Origin of the sequence: Tumebacillus flagellatus (assembly GCF_000714935.1) — a bacterium.
Taxonomy (GTDB): Bacteria; Bacillota; Bacilli; order Tumebacillales; family Tumebacillaceae; genus Tumebacillus; species Tumebacillus flagellatus.
On the sequence record NZ_JMIR01000016.1, the window covers coordinates 46,161 to 72,042 of the forward strand.

A 25,882-nucleotide genomic window follows, 5' to 3' on the forward strand; every position below is an offset into this window, starting at 1 on the left:
TCATGATCAAATTAAATCTCCAGTACTTTGCAGGTGAGAAGACAGAGAAACCGACAGCCAAGAAACGGGGAGACGCCCGAAAAAAAGGGCAGGTCGCGAGAAGTCAAGAATTCGGCCAAGCGGCTGTGCTCTTGAGCGGTCTTTTCACCTTGAAACTTCTCTCCGGGTACTACATGAACCAGTTGACGCACTTGTTTCAGGTGAACTTCACCAGCAAGTTGACGTACCAACTCACCGATCAATCGGTGATTCCGTTGTTCATAGAAATGCTTTTGCAACTGGCAAAACTGATTCTGCCGATTGCCGGCGTTGTCATGGTCATCGGTGCTTTCACCTCGTATTTGCAAGTGGGCACGTTGTTTACTTTAAAGCCGCTCATGCCTGACTTCTCCAAGATCAATCCGCTCTCGGGATTTAAGCGGATCTTCTCGATGCGTACGTTCGTGGACCTTTTGAAGTCGATCTTAAAAATGGGAGCTATCGGCTTCATCGTCTACAGTGAAATCAGCAAGGACTGGGTTCGAGTTTCACGGCTTGGCGACATGGATGTTTCCGACATGCTCTCTGTCGTCGCTTCCTTGGCCTACGGGATCTTCTGGAAAGTCGGTTTCGCCATGTTGGCGCTCGCGGTCGCCGACTTTCTCTACCAGCGTTTCGACTTTGAACGCAACTTGAAAATGTCCAAGCAAGAAGTCAAGGAAGAGTACAAGCAACAAGAAGGGAGCCCTGAAGTTAAGGCCAAAATCAAAGAGCGTCAGCGCGCTATGGCGATGCGCCGCATGATGGCGGACGTCCCCAAAGCGGACGTCGTCATCACCAACCCGACGCACTTTGCCATCGCCCTGAAGTATGATTCGAACTCTATGGAATCTCCGCAGGTGATCGCCAAGGGTGTCGACGAAACCGCCCAACGCATCAAAAAAATCGCCCGCGAAAGCAACGTGATCTGCGTCGAAAACCGCCCACTCGCGCAAACGCTCTACAGAACGGTTGAGATCGGGGAGTCGATTCCAGGCGATCTCTTCCAAGCGGTTGCCGAAGTGCTCGCGTATGTATACAGACTAAAAGGCAAGGTGTAGGTAGGAGGGACCGAGTTGAAACTCAAGGACTTAGGTGTAATCGGGGCTGTCATCGGGATCGTAGTTATGATGGTCATCCCTATGCCTACTTTTTTGCTGGATTTTTTGTTGATCATCAACTTGAGCATCGCCTTGACGATTTTGCTTGTGGCGATGAATACCAAGGAGCCGCTTGAATTTGGGATTTTTCCATCCTTGTTGCTTTTGACAACGTTGTTCCGGCTGGCTCTGAACGTGTCGTCGACTCGCTCCATCCTCTCTTCCGGAGAGGCCGGGGACGTCATTCACACTTTCGGGACGTTCGTTATCGGTGGGAACGCGGTCGTCGGTTTTATCGTGTTCCTTATTCTTGTCATTATCCAATTTATCGTCATCACCAAAGGTTCGGAGCGCGTTGCGGAAGTTGCAGCCCGCTTCACCTTGGACGCGATGCCGGGTAAGCAGATCTCCATCGATGCGGACTTGAACGCAGGCTTGCTCACCGAGCGGGAAGCTCGGGAGAAACGTTCGAAAATTCAACGCGAAGCCGATTTCTACGGAGCGATGGACGGTGCTTCGAAATTCGTCAAAGGCGATGCGATCGCCGGGATGATCATCGTGGCCATCAACATCATCGCCGGGTTTGTCATCGGGGTGGCGATGCGCGGTGAATCGGCAACGCAAGCCATGCAGAACTACACGATTCTCTCGGTCGGCGATGGTCTGGTTTCGCAGATTCCGGCGCTGCTGATTTCGACGGCAACCGGTCTCGTCGTAACCCGAGCCGCTTCTGACAACAATCTTTCCGAAGATATCACCAAGCAACTGCTCGCGTATCCGAAGATGCTTTTCATCGTCGGCGGCGTGATCGGGTTGATGGGATTGTTCACGCCGATCGGTGTGCTGAAGACCTGGCCGGTGGCCGGACTTATCGTATACGGCGGATTCCTGATGCAGCGCTCGATGAAACTGGAGACGATTCGTGAGTTGGAGCAGGTGGAAGAGACGAAACAAGAAGAAGTGCGCAGTCCGGAGAGCGTGATTTCCTTGATTCAAGTCGACCCGATCGAATTCGAATTCGGTTATGCGCTGATTCCGCTTGCCGATGTCAATCAGGGCGGCGACTTGCTCGACCGTGTCATCATGATTCGACGTCAGTTTGCGTTGGAGATGGGCTTGGTGGTTCCGGTCATCCGCATCCGAGACAATATCCAACTGCGCCCCAACGAGTATGTGATCAAGATCAAGGGCAACGAAGTCGCGCGCGGCGAACTGCTGCTTGACCACTATCTCGCCATGAGTCCTGGATTTGACGACGAGAACATCGTCGGCATCCCGACCAAGGAACCGGCGTTCGGTTTGCCGGCGCTCTGGGTCACCGACAACATGCGGGAACAGGCGGAGTTCGCCGGTTACACCGTTGTCGATCCGCCTTCGGTGGTGGCAACTCACCTGACAGAAGTGTTGCGCAAACATGCCAGCGAGCTGCTGGGCCGTCAAGAAACCAAGCAACTCATCGATTCGCTGCGCGAGAACTACCCGGCGCTGGTCGACGAAGTGGTTCCGAACCAGTTGTCGATCGGGGAAGTGCAGAAGGTGCTCATCAACCTGCTGCGTGAAAAAGTTTCCATTCGAGACTTGGTTACCATTCTGGAGGCCTTGGCCGATTATGTTGGGTATACCAAGGATACTGACATTCTGACAGAGTATGTTCGCCAGGCGCTGTCCCGTCAGATTACGAACCAATACAAAGCGGGAGGAGGTCCGCTCAAGGTGATCACGCTGAGCCCGAACGTGGAGAAGCTGTTGCTCGACAACATCCAAGGGTCCGACCAAGGAACTTACCTGGCGCTTGACCCGCGCGTCTCTCAGCAGATCTACCAGAAGTTGGCCGAACAGGTGCAAGTGGTGACAAACCAAGGGCACCCTCCGCTCCTGCTCACTTCGCCGAACACCCGCATGCATGTGCGCAAGTTGATTGAGCGCGTCTTGCCCGACGTGGCGGTGCTTTCCTTTAACGAACTCGATACAACAGTTGATGTTCAAAGCGGAGGGGTGGTGAATCTGTAATGCTGGTCAAACGCTATATGGTCAAAGAAATGCCGGAAGCAGTCGCACTGATTCGGGAAGACCTCGGCAAAGACGCCGTGATTCTCTCGACCAAGAAAGTGCAAAGCCGGGGGTTCCTCGGGCTGTTCAGCAAAACTCACATCGAAGTAATCGCGGCGGCCAACGAAGAAAAACCAGCGGATCGTCCGGTTCCGGCGACGTTGCCGCGCAACTTCGCGGTGGGTGCGTACCAACAACAATCCCGCCCGCAGGCGGGGAGCGCCACGGCTACGCTTGAGCCGCTGGCGCAAAGCGAGCATTCGGACCCTGTGGCGGCTGTGGCGGCGTTCCAAGCGGCTGTTGCTACTCCGCCCGTCACATCGCCGCTCCCGTCGACACAACTTGCACAGTCGACGCGGCAGACGCCTTCGGCAACTCCCGCAGTTCGATCCGAAGCGGTTGCCGGCGCTTCCGAACCGTCCGTCGTCTCGGCCCGCACGGAGGAAGACGACACTGTACTGCGAGAAGTACAAGACCTTCGCCACTTGATCCGCAGCTTGATCAACGCCAACAATCACAAGATGTTTCCGGAGTCGGTTTACACGGTTCGCAAACAACTTTTGGCAAACGGGGTGGCAGAAGAGCAGGTGGATGACCTTGTCGAACGGGGAATTCGCGAGTTTCCACAAGTTCAGGACATCACGGAGCAGGAATTTCGAGGTATTTTGACAAAGTTTATTAGGGAGGAGTTGGAGAAGGTCGGGGCACCGTCCCCCATCGCTCCAACCACCCGTGTCGTATCGTTCATGGGACCGACCGGCGTCGGCAAAACCACGACGATTGCAAAGTTGGCAGCCGGGCAAGTGTTGACTTACGGCCGGAGAGTCGGACTGATTACCACCGATACGTACCGGATCGCAGCGGTCGAGCAATTGCGCACGTATGCGACGATCCTGAACGTGCCGCTGGAAGTCTGTTACTCACCGGACGATGTGCAACGCGCCATGGAGAGATTCGCCGACTACGACTTGATTCTCGTTGACACTGCGGGACGCAATTACCACAACCGGCTGAATGTGCAAGAGTTGGAACCGTACTTGAAAGTGCTCTCTCCGGATGAGACCTATCTGGTGCTGGCTCTGACTTCAAAGTCGACCGACCTGTCGGACATCGTGCAGAACTTTGAGCAGATTCCCATTCAGAAGTACCTGTTCACCAAAGCGGATGAAACCACAAGCTATGGTTCGATCTACAACTTGGTCGTCCGTCACGGCATTTCCCTTTCTTATCTGACCACAGGTCAGACGGTTCCGGATGACATCGAACTTGCATCCGCCGAGAAAGTAGCGACTCTGTTGGTGGGAGAGAAGTCCGATGCATGATCAGGCACAGCGTTTGCGTTCGATGGTCGCGCAAGCCAACCGCGCTGCGTCCGGCCGAGAGACGCGGGTGATCACAATCTCCAGCGGCAAGGGAGGAGTCGGCAAGTCGAATTTCACTCTGAATTACGCCCTCGCGTTGGCGGAACAGGGGAAGAAAGTCGTCATCCTTGACGCAGACGTCGGGTTTGCAAACATCGACGTGCTGATGGGAGTGAAACCGAAACAGACCTTAGCTGAATTAATTCGCAAGGAAGCCACATTGTGGGAGATCCTCGAGACCGGCCCGATGGACATCAAATTCATCGCCGGCGGCTCTGGATTTCAAGATCTGCTCGACCTTCAACCGGAACAGTTTGATTATCTGGTGGAGCAGTTGGGTCAGTTGCAGGGATACGCGGATTACGTGTTGATTGACACAGGAGCCGGGTTGAACGCGCAATCGTTGCGTTTGATCTTGGCAGCTGACGAGATCTTCGTCGTCTTAACGCCGGAACCAACGTCGATCACCGATGCGTATGCGCTGATCAAGATGGTTGTTAACCGAGATCCGTCCGCACATTTGAAGTTGTTGGTCAACCGTGCGCAAACGGTCGGGGAAGGCCGGGAAGCTGCAGACAAGGTCAGCCTCGTGGCCGAGCGCTTCCTGAATTTGAAGATTCCGATGCTGGGCATCCTGCCGGATGATCCGAACGTGACCAAATCGGTAAAGCAACAGATACCTTTTTACATCGCGCACCCGGAAACGACGGCATCCCGAAGTCTGAAACAGATGATTCAAACTCAACTCCACGGAGAAGCGGAACAGGATGCGCCTCCCAAAGGGATGAAACAGTTTTTACATCGAATGGTACGACTGTTTCGATAAACTTGGAACCAAAGGATGAATGACCGGGATGAAGCCGATTCAAGTTCTCGTCTGTGACGATTCAGCACTTATGCGTCGCATCATCAGCGACATTCTCAAGTCGGACCCTGAAATCATCGTAGTTGGCACAGCAAAGAACGGTCAGGAAGCGCTTGAATTGATTCCGCAGTTGAAGCCGGATGTCTTGACGCTGGACATCGAGATGCCGGTGCTCAACGGCCTTGAAGCGTTGCCGATGATTTGGCGCAAATACAAGTTGCCGACCATCATGCTCTCCAGCCTCACGCAAGAAGGGGCTGACGCAACGATCAAAGCCTTGGAACTGGGCGCGTTCGATTTCGTGGGAAAACCATCCGGTTCGATCTCGCTTGATTTGGCAAAGGTCGGACAGGATCTGATTCATAAAATTAAAGCCGCCGCAAAAAAGGAACAAGTCGTCCAGAGCACGAAGTATTTTAGGCCGCAACCAAAACCGACACCCGCGCCGCCCAAACCGTTGCGTACGTCGAAGCGTGTCGAAGAAATTTTGGCGATCGGCACCTCTACGGGAGGGCCGCGCGCGCTGCAGATGGTGCTTTCTCATCTGCCGGCAACGCTTGCGGCGCCTGTTGTGGTCGTGCAGCACATGCCGGCGGGCTTCACCCGTTCGCTGGCACAGCGGCTTGACCATCTCTGCTTGGTCTCGGTGCAGGAAGCACAGGACGGGCAAGTGTTGGAGCAAGGACATGTTTATATCGCCCCCGGGGACTACCACATGCGAATTGTGGAGAAGTCGCCCGGCACGTATGTGATTCAATTGAATCAAGAGCCGCCGGTTGGCGGTCATCGTCCCGCTGTAGACACCATGTATGACTCGCTGGCAGAACTTCGCGGTGTTCGGATACGAGCTGCGATACTGACGGGAATGGGCGGAGATGGCGCAAACGGAATGGTAAAAATCAAAGCCCAAGGCGGTCGCACGATCGCGGAAGCACAGGAATCATGCGTTGTTTTTGGAATGCCCCGCACAGCGATCGCCAAGGGCTGCGTTGACATCATCGCCCCGTTGGACCGCATCGCGGACGAACTCACGAAGCCTTGGAATTGCTAGGAGGTGTCATACATGGACATGAATCAATATTTGGATATGTTCATTGAGGAATCAAAAGAGCATTTGCAGGCGATCAACGAAAACCTGCTCGCTTTGGAGCAAAACCCGCAATCCCTTGACATCGTCAACGTCATCTTCCGTTCCGCTCACACGCTCAAAGGCATGGCGGCAACGATGGGCTTTGAACAGATGGCGCACCTGACGCACGATATGGAAAACGGTCTGGACCTGATGCGCAACGGAAAACTCGCCGTTACGCAAGAAGTGATGGACGTGCTTTTCAGCTGCGTCGACGTGTTGGAAACTCAGCTTCACCAAATCATCGAAACCGGCACAGATGCGGGCGTGAACGTCGAGGCTCTCGTCGCGCAGCTCAAAGCGATCGCTTCCGGCAAACCGGTAGCGGCCGCAGTGCCGAGTGCGTCCGTCGCTCCTGCTGCTGCAGCAGGAGAAGCAGAGTCCAATGACAACCTCGATCTCAACGAATACGAGTCCACCATTCTCCAACAATCCAAGGAGAAGGGGTTCACCGGGTATAAGATCGTCGTCCGTCTCGAAGAGAAGTGCGTGATGCGCGCAGCCCGCGCCTACATGGTGTTTGACGCGTACGAGCGCGTCGGGGAAATCATCAAGTCGGAACCGCGCGTGGAAGACCTCGAAGAAGAGAAGTTCGAGAACGAGTTCATGCTCGTGCTCGTCACGCAAGAAGATATCGAAAAAGTCCGCAAGACCGGTTTGAACGTCTCGGAAGTCGCTTCTGTGGAAGTGACGGAGATCGACGTGCATCAGGCGCCGGCTCAACCGGCGGCGCCGACTCCGGCGGTTGCTGCCCACGTGGAGCCGATCGTGCAAGCCGTTTCGCAAGCAGCGGCAACAGCATCGGTTGCAGAAGCTCCGAAAGCGGCAGCGCACGACGCCAGGAAGCCGCAATTGGGCAAATCGGTTCGCGTTGACATCGAGCGCCTTGACGTTCTGATCAACCTGTTCTCCGAGTTGGTTATCGACCGGACTCGTCTGGAGCAGATCGCACGGGAGTTGGGCAACCAAAGCCTGTACGAAACGGTCGAGCACATGAGCCGTATCTCTACAGACCTGCAAAACATCGTCATGACGATTCGCATGGTCCCGGTGGAGACTGTCTTCAACCGTTTCCCGCGCATGGTCCGCGACCTCGCGCGCGATCTCAACAAAAAAGTCAACTTCGTCATCCGCGGACAAGAAACCGAACTCGACCGCACCGTCATCGATGAGATCGGCGATCCGCTGGTTCACTTGCTGCGCAACTCGCTTGACCACGGTTTGGAGAACCCGGAAGCTCGCCGCCAAAACGGCAAGGACGAAACGGGTCTAGTCGAACTGGTTGCGTTCCACTCCGGCAATCACGTCTTCATCGAAATCACCGATGACGGTAACGGCATCAACCGGGCGGGCGTGTTGAAGAAAGCGATCGAGAAGGGCATCGTCGATCCGTTCGCAGCGGAAAACATGACGGATCAGCAAGTATACGATCTGCTCTTCCATTCCGGATTCTCCACGGCGGAGAAGATTTCCGACGTCTCGGGTCGCGGCGTCGGCCTCGACGTAGTCAAGACCAAGATCGAATCGCTCGGCGGTCGCGTGCTCGTCCAGTCGCAACCGGGCAAAGGCACGAAGTTCAGCATTCAACTGCCGCTGACCTTGTCGATCATCCAAGCGATGCTCGTGCAGATCTCCGATGAGAAATATGCGATTCCGCTCAGCTCGATCATCGAGACGGCGATCATCAACAAAGCGGACGTCAAGCGCGTTCACAAGCAAGCTGTGATCGACTTCCGCGGCCGCGTCGTCCCGCTGTTGTCCCTCGAAGAGATTTTCTCGATTCCGCGTCCGGAGCCGCAAGGCCTTGAGGAAGAGAACGTCGTCATCGTCCGCAAAGGCGACAAGATGGCGGCCCTCGTCGTAGATGCCTTCATCGGACAGCAAGAAGTCGTCCTCAAATCGCTGGGCAAGTACCTGACCGGCGGCGTGTTCGCCATCTCCGGGGCCACCATCCTCGGCGACGGCCAAGTCGCGCTGATCATGGACTGCAACGCACTGATTCAATAATCGTTGGGACTTAATTGAGGAGGGAATTGTCATGTTGGAGCACAAAGATATCGTAGAGGAAATCAAGGTCATCGTCTTCCGTTTGGTCGATGAGGAATACGGCGTGGAAGTCAACCAAGTTCGTTCCATTGAACACATGCAAAAAATCACCCGCGTACCGCGCACTCCGGACTTCGTCAAGGGCGTCATCAACCTGCGCGGGATCGTCACCCCGGTCATCGATTTGAAATCCCGTTTTGACCTCGGGGAAGAAAACTACACCGATACCACACGCATCATCATCGTGGCGGTGGACGACATGGAAGTCGGTCTGATCGTAGACGCAGCCAACGACGTCATCGACATTCCGGTCAACAAAATCGAACAACCGCCGGCTGTAGTCGGCGGCATCAACAAAGCGTACCTGCGCGGTGTTGCAAAACTTTCGGATCGTCTGTTGATCATGCTCAATTTGGACAAAGTTCTGAGCAACGAAGAGATTCAAGCGATGTCCTCGATGGAGAGGTAGTCGTGATGAGTGAAGAAATTCGTAATTTAGGCGAATTTCAGCTGAGCGTTCTGCGCGAAGTCGGGAACATTGGCGCCGGGCATGCGGCCACGGCACTCTCCAAGTTGCTCGGCTCGGAGATTCAGATGAACGTGCCGCGCGTTTCGGTGGTCGGTTTCGAAGAGATCTCGGAGATTGTAGGCGGATCTGAACAATTTGTCATCGGGATCTTCCTGCGTGTTGAAGGCGAGATCCCGGGGAGCATTTTCTTCTTGCTGCAAGTTGAAAGTGCGAAACGTTTGGTGACCGATCTGGTGGGCAGCATGGGCTCTGCGGAACCCGATGAGTTTTCCGAGATGGAAATCTCCGCTTTGCAGGAGATCGGCAACATCTTGGCCGGCTCGTATCTCTCGTCGCTCGCCGATTTCACCAAAAAAGAAATGTCCCCGACACCTCCCGCCATCGCGGTTGACATGGCAGGCGCCATCTTGAGCATTGGATTGGTTCAATTGGGTGCCGACTACGCTTTACTCGTCGATACAGAATTCGTTCAAGGAGCGCGCAACATCGAAGGTCATTTCTTCATGTTGCCGGACCCGGGTTCGGTGCGGATTCTGTTCCATGCACTAGGGGTGGATATCCAATGACAGTGATCAGAGTGGGGATGGCCGACTTGAACGTGGCGGACGGAGAAGATTCGTTGCGCACAACAGGTCTTGGGTCTTGTGTGGGGATCGCGCTGTACGATCCCCAAACCAAGATCACGGGCTTGGCGCACATCATGCTTCCGACTTCAGCCAATCCCAATGAGACGAATCGTGCCAAGTATGCCAACACCGCCGTGCCCCTGCTGATCGAACTCATGGAGAAAAAAGGGGCGAACAGACGCCGCATGAACGCGAAACTTGCAGGAGGGGCGCAGATGTTCACATTCGCCGGACAAAGCGATTTGATGCGCATCGGACCGCGCAACGTGGAAGCGGTGAAAGAGGCGCTTCGTCTGAGCACGATTCCGGTCGTGGCAGAGGACACAGGGGGAAATTGCGGCCGAACGATAGAGCTATTTTCTGTTGACGGTTCTCTGGTTATTCGAACGGCAAAGCAAGGAGTCAGCACACTGTAATGGATACAAACAAACGCAAACCTGCAGACATTGGGATCCCGGTCGCGTTTGGCGTTGTGGGGTTTTTCTTCACGGGTGGATTGAGTCTCGCTGCGGGCAATACCGTGGTCACGAGCATTTTCCGCGGCGCTGTTGGACTTTTTGGAGCCTTTTTCCTAGGCTATATCATTCGAGTTGCGTTAAAAACGTTTGTCGGTTCCCAAGAAGACGCACACGCGGAAGTGCTCGGCAAACATCTGGACTTGTTGCTTCCCGAGCAGCCTCAGAAGAAGGGAGCGAAATCCTCGAACGAAGAATCGGAGGAGACGTCGGAAGATATCTCCGCCGAATTCGTGCCTTGGAACTCGAACCCTGTGTCCGCCAAGGACAAATTTGAGGAGATCGACCCTGAAAAACTGGCTGACGCGTTGCGACATCTTGATGAATAGGTGAAGGGTGGTGAGTGGAGAGATGCAAGAGCAGAATCGAAGCAACAAAGAGCATGAACAACTGTGGTCCCGATACATGCAGCATCGTGACAAGCAGTCGCGGGATGCTCTGGTTCTGGCGCATCTTCCACTTGTTCACAAAGTGGTGCGCAAAATGACGAGCCATTGGAACGGCCCCACCAACACCGACGACTTGATCGGCATGGGCACCCTAGGGTTGATCGACGCGGTCACGCGTTTTGATCCGGGCCGGGGCTATGAGTTCCATACGTTCGCAACCCACCGAGTTCGCGGAGCTGTGTTGGATGGGCTGCGCAGTTTGGATTGGGTTCCCCGCTCTCTGCGCGCCAAAGCCAAAGAGATCGAAGCCGCCTATGCGGAAATTGAGCACGAGACCCTTCGCTCGGCCAAGGACGAAGAGATTGCACAACGTCTAAACATGAGCGTCTCCGATTTTCAGAGCGTGTTGTACGAACTTTCCGTGTCTCCTTTGGTATCGCTTGACGGCATGTTGGCCAAGGAAGATTCAAGCAGCGATCTGTTGGTCTCCGACACGATTCTCGACCCGAACGCTCGGGAGCCGCTGACGGAGTTGGAACGGGCGGATCGACAGACGCTTTTGGCCGGCGTGTTAGAGCGGTTGCCGGAGAAAGAACGTCTTGTGGTGACGTTGCACTACTACGAAGAGTTTACGTTTAAAGAGATTGCAGAGATTTTGGAGCTGTCCTCTTCACGAGTGTCTCAGCTGCATACCAAGGCGATTTACCGCTTGCGGGGGGCCTTAAGCCGCAGAAAAAAAGAACTGAGAACGTGAGCTGAGGGGATTCGATCAGGGGGTGATACGATGGCGACTAGACAAGAAGAGATGAGCTGGTGGGCGAAGAACTCCAAGGTCACCATCGAGCAAGGCGGTCTGACCGCCTCTTTGAGTTTAAGCGAGGCCCTGTTACAAGAACAGGAGCTTCCGGCTCTGACCTATGATTGTTTAGTGGAACACTTGCGTCAGAACGGTGTCTCTTACGGGGTGGATATGGTGTCTTGCCAACAGATCGTCATGAACCCGCGCGGTTTCATCGGCGGCAAGAGCAAGGTTGCGACAGGCAAAGAGCCGATCAACGGCGAGAATGCCACCATTGAGATCCTGATCAACAACGAACACGAACAATCCCCGCGCATGCTGGAAGACGGCCGTGTGGATTTTTACAACTTAGGGGTTGTCAACACCGTGACCAAGGGTCAGATCTTGGCTCGGAAGAAGCCGGCCACAGAAGGCATTCAGGGCGTCGGCGTCGGGGGAGCCGCTTTGATGGCGAAACCGGGGCGCGATGTTCGGCTTCCAAACGGCAAGAACACCACGATTGCCGAGGATGGTTTCACTTTGCTTGCAGAAGTGGACGGGCACGTGTCCTACAACCCGCGGGAAAGCAAAATCAACGTGTTCGACGTTTTTGAAGTCAAAGGCGATGTGGACTTTGCCGTCGGCAACATTGAGTTTTTGGGCAATGTTAAAATCAACGGCAGCGTGTTGCCGGGCTTTAAAGTGGTGGCGGCCGGCGACATTGAAGTAGCCGGTTTCGTTGACGGCGCGATCTTGGAAGCGGGCGGGGACGTGCTGATTCGCGGCGGCGTGCAAATGCGCTCGAAAGGCTTGATCAAGGCTTCGGGCACTGTGCGCTCCCGCTTCATGCAGGGCGCAAACGTTGAAGCGGGCGTTGACGTCATCGTTCGCGACAGCATCATGCATTGTCACATCTCAGCCGGACGCCACGTGTTGATGGAGGCGCAGAAGTCGGTGATCGTCGGCGGTTTGGTGCGTGCCGGCGAGGAAGTGCGCACGAGAACGCTCGGGTCTCCGATGGCGACGCCGTCGGAAGTGGAAGTCGGCGTGCACCCGCATCTGCGCACCGAGATTCAAGAGCTGCAAGCGCGTCTCAAGGAATTGTACTTGCATATGGACAAAACCAAGAAAGCGCTCGCACTTCTCGAGAACATGGCGGGAGTCGGCAATCAACTGCCGCCGGAAAAAGAAGCGCTGCGTCAAAATCTCACCCACACCTACGAACACTACCAGCATGAAGAAGAAGAGTTGATGTATCGCCGCTCGGAGATCGAAGTGATCTTGCTCGATACGCGCAACGCGAAAGTCTTCGTCACGGAAGTGGCGTACGCCGGGGTGAAACTCACCCTGGGTCAACAGGTGACCTACCTGCGCGACCCGCAACGCGGTCCGATCGTCTACGGCATTTCAGACGGCGAGGTCTCGACTTCGCGTTTCTAGTCAGGCGAAACACCCTGGAGGGGGAGTCGTCATGTCTTTGAAACCTATTGAATTGCAAGTTGCCTTGCCCCGCACTCTCGACAACAGCCGCAACCAGCAGATTCAACAGAATCAGGCTTCGTTGCAAAATGCGGTCGACGGGGAGAGTTTGACCCGGCAAACAACCGTTCAGGAAGAAACGGTGGGGGAAGCGGAAGACAACGCCCGCACGGAGTTGCGCGACCGCAAGCAGGGTCAAACGGCGGGCAAGGTGTACCCTCGGCGTGCTCGTCCCGAAGACGAAGAGGTGCAAGAAGCGCCGCATCCGTACAAGGGAAGCCGTCTCGATATCAAAATGTAAGCGAGGACGATTCATGAGCCACTTGTATCTCTATGTAGCTTTGGTGGGTGTCGTCATCGTTTTGTTCGCTCTGACCCGCGCGAAGTCTCCCTCCGCCGGGTCTTCTGTCGTTCCAGCCTCCACGGTTCCTTCTGCGGCGGTCGATCAGGAATTGAAGGAAACGTTTGAGGAGTTCATGAACGAATTGGAGCGGGAGAACAACCGCACGCTTGACACCTTCAAAGCGTTGGAGCGGGAAACGCAAGCGAAGTTGGCGGAGCAACAGTCCGTCATCCAAGCGCTGGAGCAACGCCTGCAAGAAGTTGAACAGAAAGCGGCCGCACAAGCGATGTTGCCTGCAACTCCCGCACCCGGCGGCACGGAGACACCGCCGACAGAACCCGAGCCTGCTCCGGAACCGAAAGCTCCGAGCTTTTTGGTGAACGAAAAATACGCCAAGGTCGTCGAACTGTCTGACCGTGGTCTCACACCGCCTCAAATCGCCCGCGAAACCGGCATCGGCATCGGGGAGATTCAATTGGTGCTCGGCCTCGTGAAACGGGAGGAAGCGCGCTGATGGAGAGCAGGAGCTTGAGTTTAGGTCTCGGAGCCGGTGTGCTCGCGGCCACTTTGGTGCTCGGCATCGGCAGCATGTACGTTCCCGCATCATCGTCCGCCCCCGCCGCTCCGGCTGACGGACAAACGCCTTCGACCGATTGGAAAGCAGAGGCGGACAAAGCGGGGATGGTAGTGCTGGCGAAGGACGAGCTCGACAAGCGTTTGCAGCAAGCCCGCGAGGAAGGTGCCAAACAGAAAGCGGACGAACTGGCTGCGCAACCCGCGTCTGCGAAGACCGTTCATGTTTACATCCAGCCCGGCATGGGCACGACAGACGTAGCCCGTTTGTTGCAAGCGTCCGGGGTGCTGGAGGACGGCAACGCGCTGATCAGCTTGCGCAGCAGCTCGCAAAACCCGATTCGCGCGGGCGTGTACGACCTGCCGCTCAAGGGAGATCCGGCGGCCGTTTTGAAGTTGATCGCCACACCGCCGAAGCAATAACAAACAACCAAAGCCTCGGCACACGCGGCTTGGTTGTTTTTTTGTTGGGAAGTCTTGCACAAGTAGCAGGCGGTATGGTATATTAACTTCCGGTGTGAATACACAACACACGTTGCTCGACTTTTTCGAAGGTGCTTGTCCCAACGGATGAGTGTCGAGAAGGGTGGACGGCAACGGAGGAAAAAACCATTTTGAGAGGAGGTTGAAGATTATGGCGATCATCAGCATGAAACAACTGCTGGAGGCAGGCGTCCACTTCGGTCATCAAACCCGTCGTTGGAACCCGAAAATGTCTCGCTACATCTTCACCGAACGTAACGGTATCTACATCATTGACCTGCAGAAGACTGTTAAAAAAGTCGAGGAAGCGTACAACTTTGTACGTGAACTGGCTGCAGAAGGCAAAACGGTTCTCTTCGTGGGCACCAAGAAACAAGCGCAAGACTCCGTGAAGGAAGAAGCGGAGCGCGTAGGTCAGTACTTCGTCAACCAACGTTGGCTCGGCGGTACCCTGACCAACTTCTCCACCATCCAAAAGCGTATTGACCGCCTGACCAAGCTCGAGACCATGGAGCAAGACGGTACCTTCGACGTCCTTCCGAAGAAAGAAGTTATCGTTCTGAAGAAGGAAATGGAACGCCTTGAGAAGTTCCTCGGCGGTATCAAAGGCATGAAGTCTCTGCCGGGCGCTCTGTTCATCATCGACCCGCGCAAAGAGCGCATCGCTGTTGCAGAAGCTCGCAAACTGGGTATCCCGATTGTTGCAATCGTCGACACCAACTGCGATCCGGATGAAATCGACTACGTGATTCCGGGCAACGACGACGCAATCCGCGCTGTCAAACTGCTGACCGCTAAAATCGCTGATGCGATCATGGAAGGCAAGCAAGGCGAACAAAACGCGTAATTGTGTGGTTCCGGGGGTGACCTTAGGGTTGTAGAACCCTGAGTCACCCTTTTTATCTGTATGATGCAGAATACACGAATATGGGTATGATAGTAACCAAGGAGGCGACAGACATGAGCATTTCTGCTGCACTTGTAAAAGAACTGCGCGAGCGCACCGGCGCTGGCATGATGGACTGCAAAAAAGCACTTGTTGAAACCAACGGTGATCTCGAAAAAGCAATCGACTTCCTTCGCGAAAAGGGTCTGGCTGCTGCTGCGAAGAAATCCGGCCGTATCGCGGCTGAAGGCATCGTAGAATCCTACATACATGCAGGCGGCAAGATCGGCGTCCTCCTCGAAGTCAACTGCGAAACCGACTTCGTTGCGAAAAACGAAGGCTTCCGCAACTTCGTCAAGGACATCGCGATGCACATCGCGGCTGCAAAACCGCTCTTCCTGACCCGTGATGAGGTTTCCCAAGAAACCATCGAACACGAAAAAGAAATCCTGCGCGCGCAAGCTCTCAACGAAGGCAAACCGGCAAACATCGTCGACAAAATGGTCGAAGGCCGCGTTTCCAAGTACTTCAAAGAGAACTGCCTGCTCGAGCAAGAGTTCGTAAAAGACCCGGACAAAACCATCGAAACCCTGGTCAAAGAGCAAATCGCGACCATCGGTGAGAACATCAACATCCGTCGCTTCGTCCGTTGGGAAATGGGCGAAGGCCTCGAAAAGAAAGTTGATAACTTCGTAGAAGAAGTTATGAGCCAAGTAAACAAGGGCTAATGACCGGTCCTGACAGGGAACACTTTCCGTGTTCCCTTTTTTTAAGGCTCCGGCAGGAATGTTTACAACAATGTAGAAACTAGAGTATTGGAGGATGGGCAATGCTTCAACCGAAGTACAAACGTGTCGTTCTCAAGCTGAGCGGGGAAGCGCTGTCCGGTGATACCGGCTACGGCATCCAAGCCTCCGTAATCAACTCGGTTGCAGATCAAATCCGCGAAATTGTCGAACTCGGTACGGAAGTGGCCATCGTCGTCGGCGGCGGCAACATCTGGCGCGGAGTTTCCGGCAGCTCGCAAGGGATGGATCGTGCACAAGCGGATTACATGGGAATGCTCGCGACCGTGTTGAATGCGCTCGCGCTGCAAGACGCTCTTGAGAAAGCAGGAGTCTCCACCCGCGTGCAGACTTCCATCGAGATGCGCCAAGTAGCAGAACCTTACATAAGACGCCGTGCGATCCGACATCTGGAGAAGGGCCGCGTCGTGATTTTTGCGGCAGGCAACGGCAACCCGTTTTTCTCCACCGACACCACCGCTGCGCTTCGTGCGGCGGAAATCGAGGCGCAAGTAGTCCTCATGGCGAAAAACGACGTGGACGGCGTGTACGACGCAGACCCGAAGAAAGTCCCGGATGCCAAGAAGTTTGAACATCTGACGTATATGGATGTTCTGAACAAAGGGCTGAAAGTCATGGACACGACGGCAATCTCGCTTTGCATGGATAACAACATTCGGATCCTCGTGTTCAACATGACCGTTGAAGGCAACATGAAGCGTGCCATCATCGGTGAAGAAATCGGTACAACTGTTGAGGGGTGAACCTACCAATGAGTATCCAAGACATTATGAAGTCGCTCGACGAGCGCATGGAAAAAGCGCTGTCCAACGTCAAGCGTGAATTCAGCACCATCCGCGCGGGCCGTGCCAACGTGTCGATGCTCGACCGCGTTCAAGTCGAATACTACGGCAGCATGATGCCGATCAACCAATTGGCAAACGTCTCCGTTCCGGAACCGCGCCAACTCGTCATCACTCCGTGGGACAAAGGCTCCCTCGCGGCGATCGACAAAGCGATCACCAAGTCGGACCTCGGCATCACCCCGTCCAACGACGGCAACGTGATCCGTTTGATCATCCCGGCTCTGACCGAACAGCGCCGCAAAGACCTCGTCAAGCAAGTCAAGGGTCTGGCGGAAGACGGCCGCGTGGCGGTTCGCAACATCCGCCGCGACGTCAACGACTCGCTGAAGAAGCTGGAGAAGGAAGTCTCCGAAGACGAAATTCGCCGCGAACAGGACAAAGTCCAAGCTGCAACGGACAAGACCATTGCGGAAATTGACAAACTGCTCTCTGCCAAAGAAGCGGAGATTATGGAAGTGTAAAGACCTTCGGACCCCCTTCGTATCGAAGGGGGTTATTTTTCACGTGGAGGAGTCACGATGCTGCAACGACTCAAGCGACTATTTAGCTCACAACCGCAACCAGAGACGGACGGGCACGGGATTGTTCCCGATGCTGTGCCAAACCACGTCGCCATCATCATGGACGGCAACGGACGTTGGGCTCGCAAACGCGGTCTGCCGCGCATCGCCGGTCACCGTGCCGGGATGAACAAAGTCAAGGAAATCTCCTTGGCGGCTGACGACATCGGCATCAAGGTGCTGACGTTGTACGCATTCTCCACGGAGAACTGGAAACGCCCCACCGAGGAAGTTGAATTTTTGATGCGCTTGCCGGAAGAATGGCTGGCGAAGGAGCTTGACACACTGATTGCCCGCAATTGCCAGATTCGCATCATCGGCGAAACGGAAGGATTGCCGTCGCACACGGCTCGCGTGGTGCAAGATGCGGAAGAGAAGACCAAGGCCAACACGGGAATGATCTTGAACATCGCGCTGAACTACGGGTCGCGCCGGGAGATCGTCGCAGCCGTTAAACAGATTGCGCAGGACGTGCAAGAGGGTCGGTTGAGTGTCGATGCGATCGACGATGCGGCGATTGCGGAGCGTTTGTTGACCCGCGGCCTGCCCGACCCGGATCTCTTGATCCGCACCAGCGGGGAAGTGCGGCTGTCCAACTTTTTGCTGTGGCAATCCGCGTATACGGAATTTTGGTTTACCGATGTATTTTGGCCTGATTTTTCAAGAGAACATTTCTTCCAAGCGATTCGCGCCTTCCAGGGCCGCGGGCGTCGATTTGGTGGTCTGAAGTAGGGGGATTCCTATGTTGGGTCAACGAGTAGTGACCGGAATCATCGGGGGCGCCATTTTTCTGGGCGCTGTGTGGTACGGCGGGTTTCCGTTTGCCCTGCTGATCGCGTTGATGGCCGTCGTCGGATTCAGCGAACTGGTGCGCATGCGCGGCTGGTCGCTTTTTTCCGGACCTGCCCTGATTGGCTATGTGGTGACGTTGATGTGGCTGCTCGGCTCGCTGTTGCAGCCGTTTGCCGGAACGTGGATGCCGTCCGGCGATACGCTTTCCAGTCTGTGGTTGCTTCTTGCGCTGTTTGTGTTTTTGTCGGTTAGCGTGGTCTCAAAAAACAAATTTACGTTCCAAGACATGACCTATCTGTTCGCGGGGACGCTGTATGTCGGGTTGACGCTGCATTCGGCCTTGCTCTTGCGTACGAACGAGCAGTTAGGGCTTGCGTACTTTCTGTTTGTGCTCTTGACGATCTGGACGACCGACACTGCCGCGTACTTCGTCGGACGCACGCTCAAAGGCCCGAAACTCTGGCCGGCGATCTCGCCGAACAAGACCGTTTCCGGGTCGCTCGGCGGCGTCGTGGGGGCGCTTGCGGTCGGTTTGATCTTCGCGCAAGTGATGGGCTTCTCGATGGGGCCGTGGATGTTGCTGGCAGCGCTTTTGTCGGTGTTCGGTCAATTCGGCGACTTCGTGGAGTCTGGGCTCAAACGCGCGCTGGACGTCAAAGATTCGGGAACGATCTTGCCCGGTCACGGCGGTGTGCTGGACCGTTTCGATAGCTTTTTGTTTACGGCACCGATTGCCTACTACGGCATTCTGCTGATCCTTTCGCAATGATTTCGTACTGAATTCGTATGGATTCAGTAGGGAGTGGATGAGGTGACGACATGTCTCGTACAATCACAATTTTAGGCTCCACAGGCTCCATCGGCACCTCGACGCTCGACGTCGTCGCGGGCAACCCGGAAGAATACCGGGTCGCCGCCCTCGCCGCCGGGAACAACCTCGATCTTCTCTGCCGGCAAATCGAACAGTTTCGCCCGGAGTTGGTCAGCGTGGCGACGGAAGAGGGAGCCCAAGCGGTCAAGAGCCGCTTCGGTTCGTCTGTCGAAGTTCTGGTCGGGCAGGAGGGACTGGTCGCCGTCGCCACGCACGAGGCGGCCGAGGTCGTCGTCACGGCGGTTGTCGGCGCGGCCGGGCTCTTGCCGACGCTGGAAGCGTTGAAAAAAGGCAAGCACATCGCGCTTGCCAACAAAGAAACGCTCGTCGCAGCCGGGCACCTCGTCACCGATTTGGCGAAGCATAAGGGCTGTGCGCTGCTGCCGGTGGATTCTGAGCATTCGGCGATCTTCCAGTGCTTGAACGGTGAGCGCCGCTCGGATGTGGAGCGCATACTGGTCACCGCTTCCGGCGGACCGTTTCGCGACAAAACCCGCGAAGAGATGGCGCAGGCGACGCTGCAAAACGCTTTGAACCACCCGAACTGGGCGATGGGGGCGAAGATCACCATCGACTCGGCGACTCTGATGAACAAGGGTCTGGAAGTGATTGAAGCGCACTGGCTGTTCGACATGCCGTATGACCAAATCGACGTCCTCGTGCACCCGGAGAGCGTTGTGCACTCCTTGGTGGAGTTTGTGGACGGTTCGATCATGGCGCAGTTGGGCGCGCCGGACATGCGCGTGCCGATTCAATACGCGCTGACCTATCCGACCCGCCGGCCGGCACAGTATAAGCGTTTGAATTTATTGGAAGCGAGCTCGTTGCATTTCCGTGCACCAGACCTTGACCGCTTCCCGTGCCTGCGCTACGCTTACGATGCAGGGCGGATCGGCGGTTCGATGCCGGCTGTGTTGAACGCAGCCAACGAGGTGGCAAACGCCTTGTTCCGAGACGAGCGCATCTCGTTTCTCGACATCGAACGCGTCAACGCAACTGTGATGGAGCGCCATGACGTGCTGGGCAACCCGAGTCTCGAAGATATCCTTTCGGCAGACGCTTGGGCGCGGGCGACCGCGCGTGAAGTCGCTCAAAAACTGTAAAAACGGGAGCGTGTACCCCAATGTACCATCGTTCTGAAACCCGCCCGGTCAACGTGGGCAACGTCACCATCGGCGGTTCCGACTCGGTCGTGCTGCAGTCGATGACGATGACGAAAACGGCCGATGTCAAAGCGACCGTGGAACAGATTCACCGTCTTGAAGAAGCGGGCTGCCAAATCGTTCGCGTCACGGTGAACAACATGGAAGCGGCCGAAGCGATCAAACAAATCAAACGCGAAATCCACATCCCGCTGGTTGCGGATATTCATTTTGACTACAAATTGGCGCTGAAAGCGATCGAAAACGGCATCGACAAAGTCCGGATCAACCCGGGCAACATCGGCAAGCGCGAGAAAGTCCAAGAAGTCGTCAAAGCGGCGCAGGAGCGCAAGATCCCGATCCGCATCGGCGTCAACGCCGGGTCGCTGGAGAAGCACATCCTCGACAAGTATGGCTACCCGACTGCGCAAGGGATGCTCGAATCGGCAGAGTACCATGTCGGAATTCTCGAAGACTTGGGCTTTGAGGACATCATCATCTCGATGAAGGCGTCCGACGTGCCGCTCGCCATCGACGCGTACACCCTCGCGGCGGAGCGGTTCCGCTATCCGTTGCACTTGGGTATCACGGAAGCCGGCACGCTGTTCTCCGGTTCGATCAAAAGCGCCGCCGGACTCGGCGCGTTGCTGGCGAAGGGAATCGGTTCGACGATGCGCGTTTCGCTGTCTGCAGACGTCGTCGAAGAGATCAAAGTCGGCCGCGAACTGCTCAAAGCGTTCGGCTTGGCGTCGAACGCCGTCACGTTGATTTCCTGCCCGACCTGCGGGCGCATCGAAATCGACCTCGTGTCGATCGCCAACGAGATCGAAGACTATGTTTCGAACATCAAAGCCCCGATCAAAGTCGCCGTGCTCGGTTGCGCCGTCAACGGCCCGGGGGAAGCTCGAGAAGCGGACATCGGCATCGCCGGTTCCCGCAACGAAGGCTTGCTGTTCAAACACGGAGAGATCGTCCGCAAAATTCCGGAAGACATCCTCGTGAGCGAACTGAAAAAAGAAATCGACGCGATGGCGAAACGGTATGAATTGACCGGATCGCTGGAATAAGCGGTGCAGTCCGCAACGCCGAAGAAACTGGATGAAAAGCCTGAAGGCTGCCGTCCAGTTTCTTTTTTTACGAAACCGGTCACTAATCTCGTTTTCTTTGAAAAAACACCGCTTTCGCAGGAGGCGGTCGGTTTTGACTTGTGCTAAAATAGTACGGTCATCATTTCGAATTCTAGAACTAGACTCTATGGAAGATGGAGGGGATTTCCCATTATGAGTGTGATCAACGTGAATGGGCAAAGTCTCTCTGCATTTGTAGAACGGGCCGGCATCCCGGACGCGAGACTCGCGGGACCGGCCGTCGTGAACAAACGCGAGCGCACCGTCGCCGTGAAACTGCACTTGCCGGCGCGCGTTCCTTTTCAGGTGTACGCACATGCGCAAGAGGCGTTTCGTGCGTATTTTGGCGAGGATGCGCGCCAGGTGGACGTTCGTTTTCAATATGGGCAGCCGGAACCGGATGTGTTTGGCTGCATTCAAGATTACTGGGTGTACGCGGTCGATCAAGTGCTCGGCGACGACGTGGTGCTCAAAGGCGAGTTGAAGAACCCGTCCGGATTACAACTCGAAGGCGACGTCCTGCGCGTTCCGATGCTCACCGACGCGACCGCGGCGCGCGCCAAGCAGAAGGGGTACGATGAAAGTCTCGCCCGATGGATGCGGGAGTTTCTCGACCTCAGCGTGACCGTTCAGTTTTTCCGCGATGAGAAGAAGTTGGAGCAGGACATGGAGAACTTCCGTTCCTTGATCCAAGAAGAAGACCGCCTTGAAGGGCAAAAAGCGTTCGTTGCCGTCGAAGAGGAAAAAAAGCAAGAAGCCACCCGCGGTGCGGGAGGTGGCAATGGCAAGAAGGGCGACGCCGGACCGCCGCCTGACAAAGTGGAACTCGGCCACCCGATCGACGACGCGCCGACGCCGCTGAAGCAGGTGCAAGACGAGATGCGCCGCGTGACGGTGGAAGGCCGGATTTTTTCCGTGGAAACACGGGAACTGGCGTCGGGACGGACGCTGTTTACGTTCAACATCACCGACAACACCGACTCGATTTCCTGCAAGACGTTCTCCAAGGGGGACAAGCAGCTGGAAGTGCTGAAGCTCTTGAAGGACGGCATGTTCATGAAAGTGCGCGGGACGGTGCAGTTCGACACGTTTGCCAAAGAACTTGTGCTGATGATTCAGGACATGGTGGAAACGCCGAAGCCGTCGCGCAAGGATACGTCGGAAGAGAAGCGCGTCGAGTTGCATCTGCACACGCCGATGTCGTCGCTCGACGGCGTGGCACCCGTCAAGGACTTGATCGGGCAAGCGGCGAAGTGGGGGCACACCGCGATTGCGATCACCGACCACGGCGTCGTGCAGTCGTTCCCGGAAGCGTACTCGGTCGCCAAGAAAAACAACATGAAAGCTCTCCTGGGCCTCGAAGCGTACGTCGTCGACGACGGCGTGCCGATCGTGCTGCAATTGAACGGGCGCGACGTGACGATCGACGAGAACACCGAATGGGTCGTGTTTGACACGGAGACCACCGGTTTGAACGCGGCGGAGAACACGATCATCGAGATCGCCGCCGTCAAGATGAAGGGGCGCGAAATCGTCGGGGAATGGACGGAATTGATCGACCCGGGCGTGCCGATTTCCGCCAAGATCACCGAACTGACGCACATCACCAACGACATGGTGCGCGGCAAACGCAAAATCGACGAGGTGTTGCCGGAATTCCGAAACTACGTCGGCGACGCGATTCTCGTCGCGCACAACGCGGAGTTCGACTTGGGCTTTATCCGCGCCTGCGCGAAACGCAGCGGCATGGCAGATTGGGACAACCTGTTCCTCGACACCCTGCCGCTCGCCCGCAAGCTGTACCCGCATGAGAAGAACTACCGCCTCGGGACGCTCGCCAAGAAATTTGAAGTCGATCTGCTGAACGCCCACCGGGCGCTCGACGACACCGTGGCGCTGGCGAAAATCTATCAATATATGTTGAAAGACATGGTGGAGAAGGGTTTTAAGTCGCTCGCCAAGCTCAATGAGAACGACGGCGAGATCGACTACACCCGCCAACGCCCGTTTCACGCCACGATTCTCGTGCAGAACAAGACCGGGCTCAAGAACCTCTACAAGCTGGTTTCGGAATCGCACACGAAGTATTTCTTCCGCGTGCCGCGCGTTCCGAGATCGCTGATTGCCAAGTACCGCGAAGGATTGATCATCGGCACTGCCTGCCAACAGGGGGAGCTGTTCGACGGCATCTTGCGCGGGAAGACCAAGGAAGAGTTGATGGAGATCGCGGAGTTTTACGACTACCTCGAAATCCAGCCTTTGCTGCACTACAAGCCGTTGCTTCGCAACGAGTCGATCTCGACGCTTGATTCCGTACAGCAGTACCACCGCATGATCATTGAAGTCGGTAAAGCGTTGGACAAGCCGGTCGTCGCCACCGGGGACGTGCACTTCTTGAACCCGGAAGACGCGATTTACCGCCAAGTCTTCTTGCAAGCGCAAAACGATCGCGATGCCAACGATCAACCGCCGCTCTACTTCATGTCGACCGACGAGATGCTGGAGGCGTTCTCGTATCTCGGCCCGGAGCTGGCGCGCGAAGTGGTCATCACCAACACCAACAAAGTCGCGGACATGATCGAGGACGTCTCTCCGATCCCGGACAAACTCTACACGCCGAAGATCGAAGGCACCGACGAAGAGATTCGCACGATGTGCTACGAAAAAGCGCACGAGCTCTACGGCAATCCGCTGCCGGACATCGTTGAGAAGCGTCTGGAGAAGGAATTGAACTCGATCATCACTCACGGGTTCGCCGTCATCTACCTGATTTCCGCCAAGATTGTAAAAAAATCACTGTCCGACGGCTATCTCGTCGGTTCGCGGGGGTCTGTCGGTTCCTCTCTGGTCGCGACGTTCTCCGAGATCACCGAGGTCAACCCGTTGCAGCCGCACTATCGCTGCCCGAACCCGGAGTGCAAGCACAGCGAATGGATTGAGGACGGTTCCGTCGGCTCCGGCTTTGACTTGCCGGATAAGGACTGTCCGAAGTGCGGTACTGTGTTCGAGAAGGACGGACACGACATTCCGTTCGAAACCTTCCTCGGGTTTAAGGGCGACAAAGTCCCTGATATCGATTTGAACTTCTCCGGTGAATACCAAGCGCAAGCCCACGCCTACACCAAAGTCCTGTTCGGGGACGATTACGTGTATCGCGCCGGGACGATCGCGACGGTTGCGGAGAAGACCGCGTTCGGTTATGTGAAGAAGTTTGCCGAAGAGAAGGGCTGGACGCTGCGCAACGCGGAAATGGCGCGGCTCGTCAACGGCTGCACCGGGATCAAGCGCACCACCGGTCAGCATCCGGGCGGCATCCTCGTCGTGCCGGATTACATGGACGTATACGACTTCTGCCCGATCCAGTTCCCGGCGGACGATAAAAACGCCGAGTGGCGCACGTCGCACTTCGACTTCCACTCCATCCACGACAACTTGCTGAAACTCGATATTTTGGGGCACGATGACCCGACGGTCATCCGCATGCTCCAAGACTTGACGGGTCTCGACCCGAAAAAAATCCCGACGTCCGATCCCAAAGTCATGTCGCTGTTCTCGGGCACCGACGCGTTGACGATCGACCCGGACAACCCGGTCACGCCGCAGAAGATTCGCTCCAAGACCGGCACGTACGGCATTCCGGAGTTCGGGACGAAGTTCGTCCGCCAGATGTTGGAAGACACCAAACCGTCGACGTTCTCCGAGTTGCTGCAGATTTCCGGTCTGTCACACGGGACGGACGTGTGGCTGAACAACGCGCAGAAGCTGATCCAAGACAAGATCTGCAAGCTGAAAGACGTCATCGGCTGCCGGGACGACATCATGGTCTACTTGATCTACGCAGGTCTGGAGCCGTCGTTCGCCTTCAAGATCATGGAGAGCGTACGGAAGGGCAAAGGCTTAACCCCGGAAATGGAAGAAGAAATGAAGAAAAACAACGTGCCGGACTGGTACATTTGGTCTTGCAAACAGATCAAGTACATGTTCCCGAAGGCGCACGCCACCGCGTATGTCTTGATGGCGGTGCGGATTGCGTACTTCAAAGTGCACTATCCGCTGGAGTTTTACGCAACCTACTTCTCGGTGCGCGCCGACGATTTCGACCTTGAGATCATGGGCAAGGGGTATGACGCCATCTACGCCAAGATCGAAGAAATCGAGGCGAAAGGCTTCAACGCCGCGCCGAAGGAAAAAGCGCTGCACACCGTTTTGGAGATGGCGCTGGAGATGACCTCGCGCGGGTTTAAGTTCCTGCCGCTCGATCTCTACAAGTCGAACGCGACCCGTTTCCAAGTTATTAAGGAAGAAAACGGTTTGCTCCCGCCGTTTGGCGCATTGGCGGGCTGCGGGGAATCGGCGGCGAAGGCGATTGCGGAAGCGGCGAAACAGGGTGAATTCCTGTCGGTGCAAGACTTGCAAGAGCGTTCGCGCGTGTCGAAAACCGTGATTGAACTTTTGGAAGCTCACAAGTGTTTGGTGGGACTTCCGGAGACCAACCAACTGTCGCTGTTCTAGGGCACAGGTTGCATAGTATTGTGAGCCATGCTATACTTTGGGTAAGACGTAGAATACG

At 55.8% G+C, this 25,882-nt stretch carries 24 protein-coding genes; all 24 read left to right on the forward strand.

The features are described from left to right. Nucleotides 1-2 precede the first annotated feature (2 nt). The 24 genes from flhB (at nucleotide 3) to EL26_RS12160 (ending at nucleotide 25,824) form a co-directional block, all read left to right on the forward strand. Nucleotides 3-1,079: a flagellar biosynthesis protein FlhB gene (flhB, locus tag EL26_RS12045; protein ID WP_038088890.1), complete on the forward strand. Its 1,077-nt coding sequence runs from the start codon at nucleotides 3-5 to the stop codon at nucleotides 1,077-1,079. A 15-nt stretch (nucleotides 1,080-1,094) separates the two neighbouring features. Beyond that, entirely contained in the window at nucleotides 1,095-3,128 is a 2,034-nt protein-coding gene (gene flhA, locus EL26_RS12050; protein WP_038088892.1) for a flagellar biosynthesis protein FlhA, read from the forward strand. Then, complete coding sequence (flhF, locus tag EL26_RS12055) at nucleotides 3,128-4,489, forward strand: flagellar biosynthesis GTPase FlhF (protein ID WP_038088894.1); 1,362 nt, start codon at nucleotides 3,128-3,130, stop codon at nucleotides 4,487-4,489. Before flhA ends, flhF begins: the two co-directional genes overlap by 1 nt. Next, on the forward strand, nucleotides 4,482-5,354 hold the full coding sequence (locus EL26_RS12060) for a MinD/ParA family protein (RefSeq protein ID WP_038088897.1): 873 nt from the start codon (nucleotides 4,482-4,484) through the stop codon (nucleotides 5,352-5,354). Before flhF ends, EL26_RS12060 begins: the two co-directional genes overlap by 8 nt. A gap of 28 nt (nucleotides 5,355-5,382) precedes the next feature. Beyond that, nucleotides 5,383-6,444: a protein-glutamate methylesterase/protein-glutamine glutaminase gene (locus tag EL26_RS12065; protein ID WP_038088900.1), complete on the forward strand. Its 1,062-nt coding sequence runs from the start codon at nucleotides 5,383-5,385 to the stop codon at nucleotides 6,442-6,444. Between the two features lie 12 nt (nucleotides 6,445-6,456). Next, on the forward strand, nucleotides 6,457-8,529 hold the full coding sequence (locus EL26_RS12070; protein WP_038088903.1) for a chemotaxis protein CheA: 2,073 nt from the start codon (nucleotides 6,457-6,459) through the stop codon (nucleotides 8,527-8,529). Between the two features lie 31 nt (nucleotides 8,530-8,560). Beyond that, on the forward strand, nucleotides 8,561-9,037 hold the full coding sequence (locus EL26_RS12075) for a chemotaxis protein CheW (RefSeq protein ID WP_038088906.1): 477 nt from the start codon (nucleotides 8,561-8,563) through the stop codon (nucleotides 9,035-9,037). 5 nt (nucleotides 9,038-9,042) lie between these two features. Then, nucleotides 9,043-9,663 carry a chemotaxis protein CheC gene (locus EL26_RS12080; protein ID WP_038088910.1) on the forward strand — a complete coding sequence of 207 codons (621 nt, stop codon included), beginning with the start codon at nucleotides 9,043-9,045 and terminating at the stop codon, nucleotides 9,661-9,663. After that, nucleotides 9,660-10,139, forward strand: a complete 480-nt coding sequence (locus EL26_RS12085) for a chemotaxis protein CheD (RefSeq protein ID WP_038088912.1) — start codon at nucleotides 9,660-9,662, stop codon at nucleotides 10,137-10,139. The genes EL26_RS12080 and EL26_RS12085 overlap by 4 nt, the downstream gene beginning before the upstream one ends. Beyond that, nucleotides 10,139-10,567 (forward strand): hypothetical protein, encoded by a 429-nt coding sequence (locus EL26_RS12090; protein ID WP_038088914.1) that lies wholly within the window; start codon nucleotides 10,139-10,141, stop codon nucleotides 10,565-10,567. The genes EL26_RS12085 and EL26_RS12090 overlap by 1 nt, the downstream gene beginning before the upstream one ends. A gap of 22 nt (nucleotides 10,568-10,589) precedes the next feature. After that, a complete protein-coding gene (locus EL26_RS12095) occupies nucleotides 10,590-11,381 on the forward strand; it encodes a sigma-70 family RNA polymerase sigma factor (RefSeq protein WP_038088918.1) in 792 nt (263 codons plus the stop codon). Between the two features lie 30 nt (nucleotides 11,382-11,411). After that, nucleotides 11,412-12,845 (forward strand): DUF342 domain-containing protein, encoded by a 1,434-nt coding sequence (locus EL26_RS12100; protein ID WP_052036296.1) that lies wholly within the window; start codon nucleotides 11,412-11,414, stop codon nucleotides 12,843-12,845. Nucleotides 12,846-12,876: 31 nt separating this feature from the next. Then, entirely contained in the window at nucleotides 12,877-13,185 is a 309-nt protein-coding gene (locus EL26_RS12105) for a hypothetical protein (protein ID WP_038088922.1), read from the forward strand. A 13-nt stretch (nucleotides 13,186-13,198) separates the two neighbouring features. Beyond that, entirely contained in the window at nucleotides 13,199-13,741 is a 543-nt protein-coding gene (locus tag EL26_RS12110) for a DUF6115 domain-containing protein (protein WP_038088925.1), read from the forward strand. Further along, nucleotides 13,741-14,223, forward strand: a complete 483-nt coding sequence (locus EL26_RS12115) for an MltG/YceG/YrrL family protein (RefSeq protein ID WP_038088929.1) — start codon at nucleotides 13,741-13,743, stop codon at nucleotides 14,221-14,223. Before EL26_RS12110 ends, EL26_RS12115 begins: the two co-directional genes overlap by 1 nt. A 211-nt stretch (nucleotides 14,224-14,434) precedes the next feature. Continuing rightward, nucleotides 14,435-15,130, forward strand: coding sequence for a 30S ribosomal protein S2 (gene rpsB / locus EL26_RS12120; protein ID WP_038088933.1), 696 nt, complete (start codon nucleotides 14,435-14,437; stop codon nucleotides 15,128-15,130). A 113-nt stretch (nucleotides 15,131-15,243) separates the two neighbouring features. Continuing rightward, nucleotides 15,244-15,897 carry a translation elongation factor Ts gene (gene tsf, locus EL26_RS12125; RefSeq protein ID WP_038088937.1) on the forward strand — a complete coding sequence of 218 codons (654 nt, stop codon included), beginning with the start codon at nucleotides 15,244-15,246 and terminating at the stop codon, nucleotides 15,895-15,897. Nucleotides 15,898-15,998: 101 nt separating this feature from the next. Beyond that, nucleotides 15,999-16,718, forward strand: coding sequence for a UMP kinase (gene pyrH / locus EL26_RS12130; RefSeq protein WP_038088940.1), 720 nt, complete (start codon nucleotides 15,999-16,001; stop codon nucleotides 16,716-16,718). An 8-nt stretch (nucleotides 16,719-16,726) separates the two neighbouring features. After that, on the forward strand, nucleotides 16,727-17,281 hold the full coding sequence (gene frr / locus EL26_RS12135) for a ribosome recycling factor (RefSeq protein WP_038088943.1): 555 nt from the start codon (nucleotides 16,727-16,729) through the stop codon (nucleotides 17,279-17,281). Nucleotides 17,282-17,338: 57 nt separating this feature from the next. Then, a complete protein-coding gene (locus tag EL26_RS12140) occupies nucleotides 17,339-18,112 on the forward strand; it encodes an isoprenyl transferase (protein ID WP_038088946.1) in 774 nt (257 codons plus the stop codon). A gap of 10 nt (nucleotides 18,113-18,122) precedes the next feature. Further along, nucleotides 18,123-18,941, forward strand: coding sequence for a phosphatidate cytidylyltransferase (locus tag EL26_RS12145; protein ID WP_052036297.1), 819 nt, complete (start codon nucleotides 18,123-18,125; stop codon nucleotides 18,939-18,941). A 50-nt stretch (nucleotides 18,942-18,991) separates the two neighbouring features. Further along, nucleotides 18,992-20,146: a 1-deoxy-D-xylulose-5-phosphate reductoisomerase gene (locus EL26_RS12150; RefSeq protein ID WP_038088948.1), complete on the forward strand. Its 1,155-nt coding sequence runs from the start codon at nucleotides 18,992-18,994 to the stop codon at nucleotides 20,144-20,146. Between the two features lie 20 nt (nucleotides 20,147-20,166). Further along, nucleotides 20,167-21,252: a flavodoxin-dependent (E)-4-hydroxy-3-methylbut-2-enyl-diphosphate synthase gene (gene ispG, locus EL26_RS12155; protein WP_038088951.1), complete on the forward strand. Its 1,086-nt coding sequence runs from the start codon at nucleotides 20,167-20,169 to the stop codon at nucleotides 21,250-21,252. A gap of 213 nt (nucleotides 21,253-21,465) precedes the next feature. Then, complete coding sequence (locus EL26_RS12160; RefSeq protein ID WP_038088955.1) at nucleotides 21,466-25,824, forward strand: PolC-type DNA polymerase III; 4,359 nt, start codon at nucleotides 21,466-21,468, stop codon at nucleotides 25,822-25,824. The last annotated feature ends 58 nt before the right edge of the window (nucleotides 25,825-25,882 follow it).

Excerpts from the sequence above, each read along its gene's own strand:
- flhB (WP_038088890.1), top strand. The coding sequence starts at position 3 with ATGATCAAATTAAATCTCCAGTACTTTGCAGGTGAGAAGACAGAGAAA.
- flhF (WP_038088894.1), top strand. The coding sequence starts at position 3,128 with ATGCTGGTCAAACGCTATATGGTCAAAGAAATGCCGGAAGCAGTCGCA.
- EL26_RS12060 (WP_038088897.1), top strand. The coding sequence starts at position 4,482 with ATGCATGATCAGGCACAGCGTTTGCGTTCGATGGTCGCGCAAGCCAAC.
- EL26_RS12065 (WP_038088900.1), top strand. The coding sequence starts at position 5,383 with ATGAAGCCGATTCAAGTTCTCGTCTGTGACGATTCAGCACTTATGCGT.
- EL26_RS12070 (WP_038088903.1), top strand. The coding sequence starts at position 6,457 with ATGGACATGAATCAATATTTGGATATGTTCATTGAGGAATCAAAAGAG.
- EL26_RS12075 (WP_038088906.1), top strand. The coding sequence starts at position 8,561 with ATGTTGGAGCACAAAGATATCGTAGAGGAAATCAAGGTCATCGTCTTC.
- EL26_RS12080 (WP_038088910.1), top strand. The coding sequence starts at position 9,043 with ATGAGTGAAGAAATTCGTAATTTAGGCGAATTTCAGCTGAGCGTTCTG.
- EL26_RS12085 (WP_038088912.1), top strand. The coding sequence starts at position 9,660 with ATGACAGTGATCAGAGTGGGGATGGCCGACTTGAACGTGGCGGACGGA.
- EL26_RS12090 (WP_038088914.1), top strand. The coding sequence starts at position 10,139 with ATGGATACAAACAAACGCAAACCTGCAGACATTGGGATCCCGGTCGCG.
- EL26_RS12095 (WP_038088918.1), top strand. The coding sequence starts at position 10,590 with ATGCAAGAGCAGAATCGAAGCAACAAAGAGCATGAACAACTGTGGTCC.
- EL26_RS12100 (WP_052036296.1), top strand. The coding sequence starts at position 11,412 with ATGGCGACTAGACAAGAAGAGATGAGCTGGTGGGCGAAGAACTCCAAG.
- EL26_RS12105 (WP_038088922.1), top strand. The coding sequence starts at position 12,877 with ATGTCTTTGAAACCTATTGAATTGCAAGTTGCCTTGCCCCGCACTCTC.
- EL26_RS12110 (WP_038088925.1), top strand. The coding sequence starts at position 13,199 with ATGAGCCACTTGTATCTCTATGTAGCTTTGGTGGGTGTCGTCATCGTT.
- EL26_RS12115 (WP_038088929.1), top strand. The coding sequence starts at position 13,741 with ATGGAGAGCAGGAGCTTGAGTTTAGGTCTCGGAGCCGGTGTGCTCGCG.
- rpsB (WP_038088933.1), top strand. The coding sequence starts at position 14,435 with ATGGCGATCATCAGCATGAAACAACTGCTGGAGGCAGGCGTCCACTTC.
- tsf (WP_038088937.1), top strand. The coding sequence starts at position 15,244 with ATGAGCATTTCTGCTGCACTTGTAAAAGAACTGCGCGAGCGCACCGGC.
- pyrH (WP_038088940.1), top strand. The coding sequence starts at position 15,999 with ATGCTTCAACCGAAGTACAAACGTGTCGTTCTCAAGCTGAGCGGGGAA.
- frr (WP_038088943.1), top strand. The coding sequence starts at position 16,727 with ATGAGTATCCAAGACATTATGAAGTCGCTCGACGAGCGCATGGAAAAA.
- EL26_RS12140 (WP_038088946.1), top strand. The coding sequence starts at position 17,339 with ATGCTGCAACGACTCAAGCGACTATTTAGCTCACAACCGCAACCAGAG.
- EL26_RS12145 (WP_052036297.1), top strand. The coding sequence starts at position 18,123 with ATGTTGGGTCAACGAGTAGTGACCGGAATCATCGGGGGCGCCATTTTT.
- EL26_RS12150 (WP_038088948.1), top strand. The coding sequence starts at position 18,992 with ATGTCTCGTACAATCACAATTTTAGGCTCCACAGGCTCCATCGGCACC.
- ispG (WP_038088951.1), top strand. The coding sequence starts at position 20,167 with ATGTACCATCGTTCTGAAACCCGCCCGGTCAACGTGGGCAACGTCACC.
- EL26_RS12160 (WP_038088955.1), top strand. The coding sequence starts at position 21,466 with ATGAGTGTGATCAACGTGAATGGGCAAAGTCTCTCTGCATTTGTAGAA.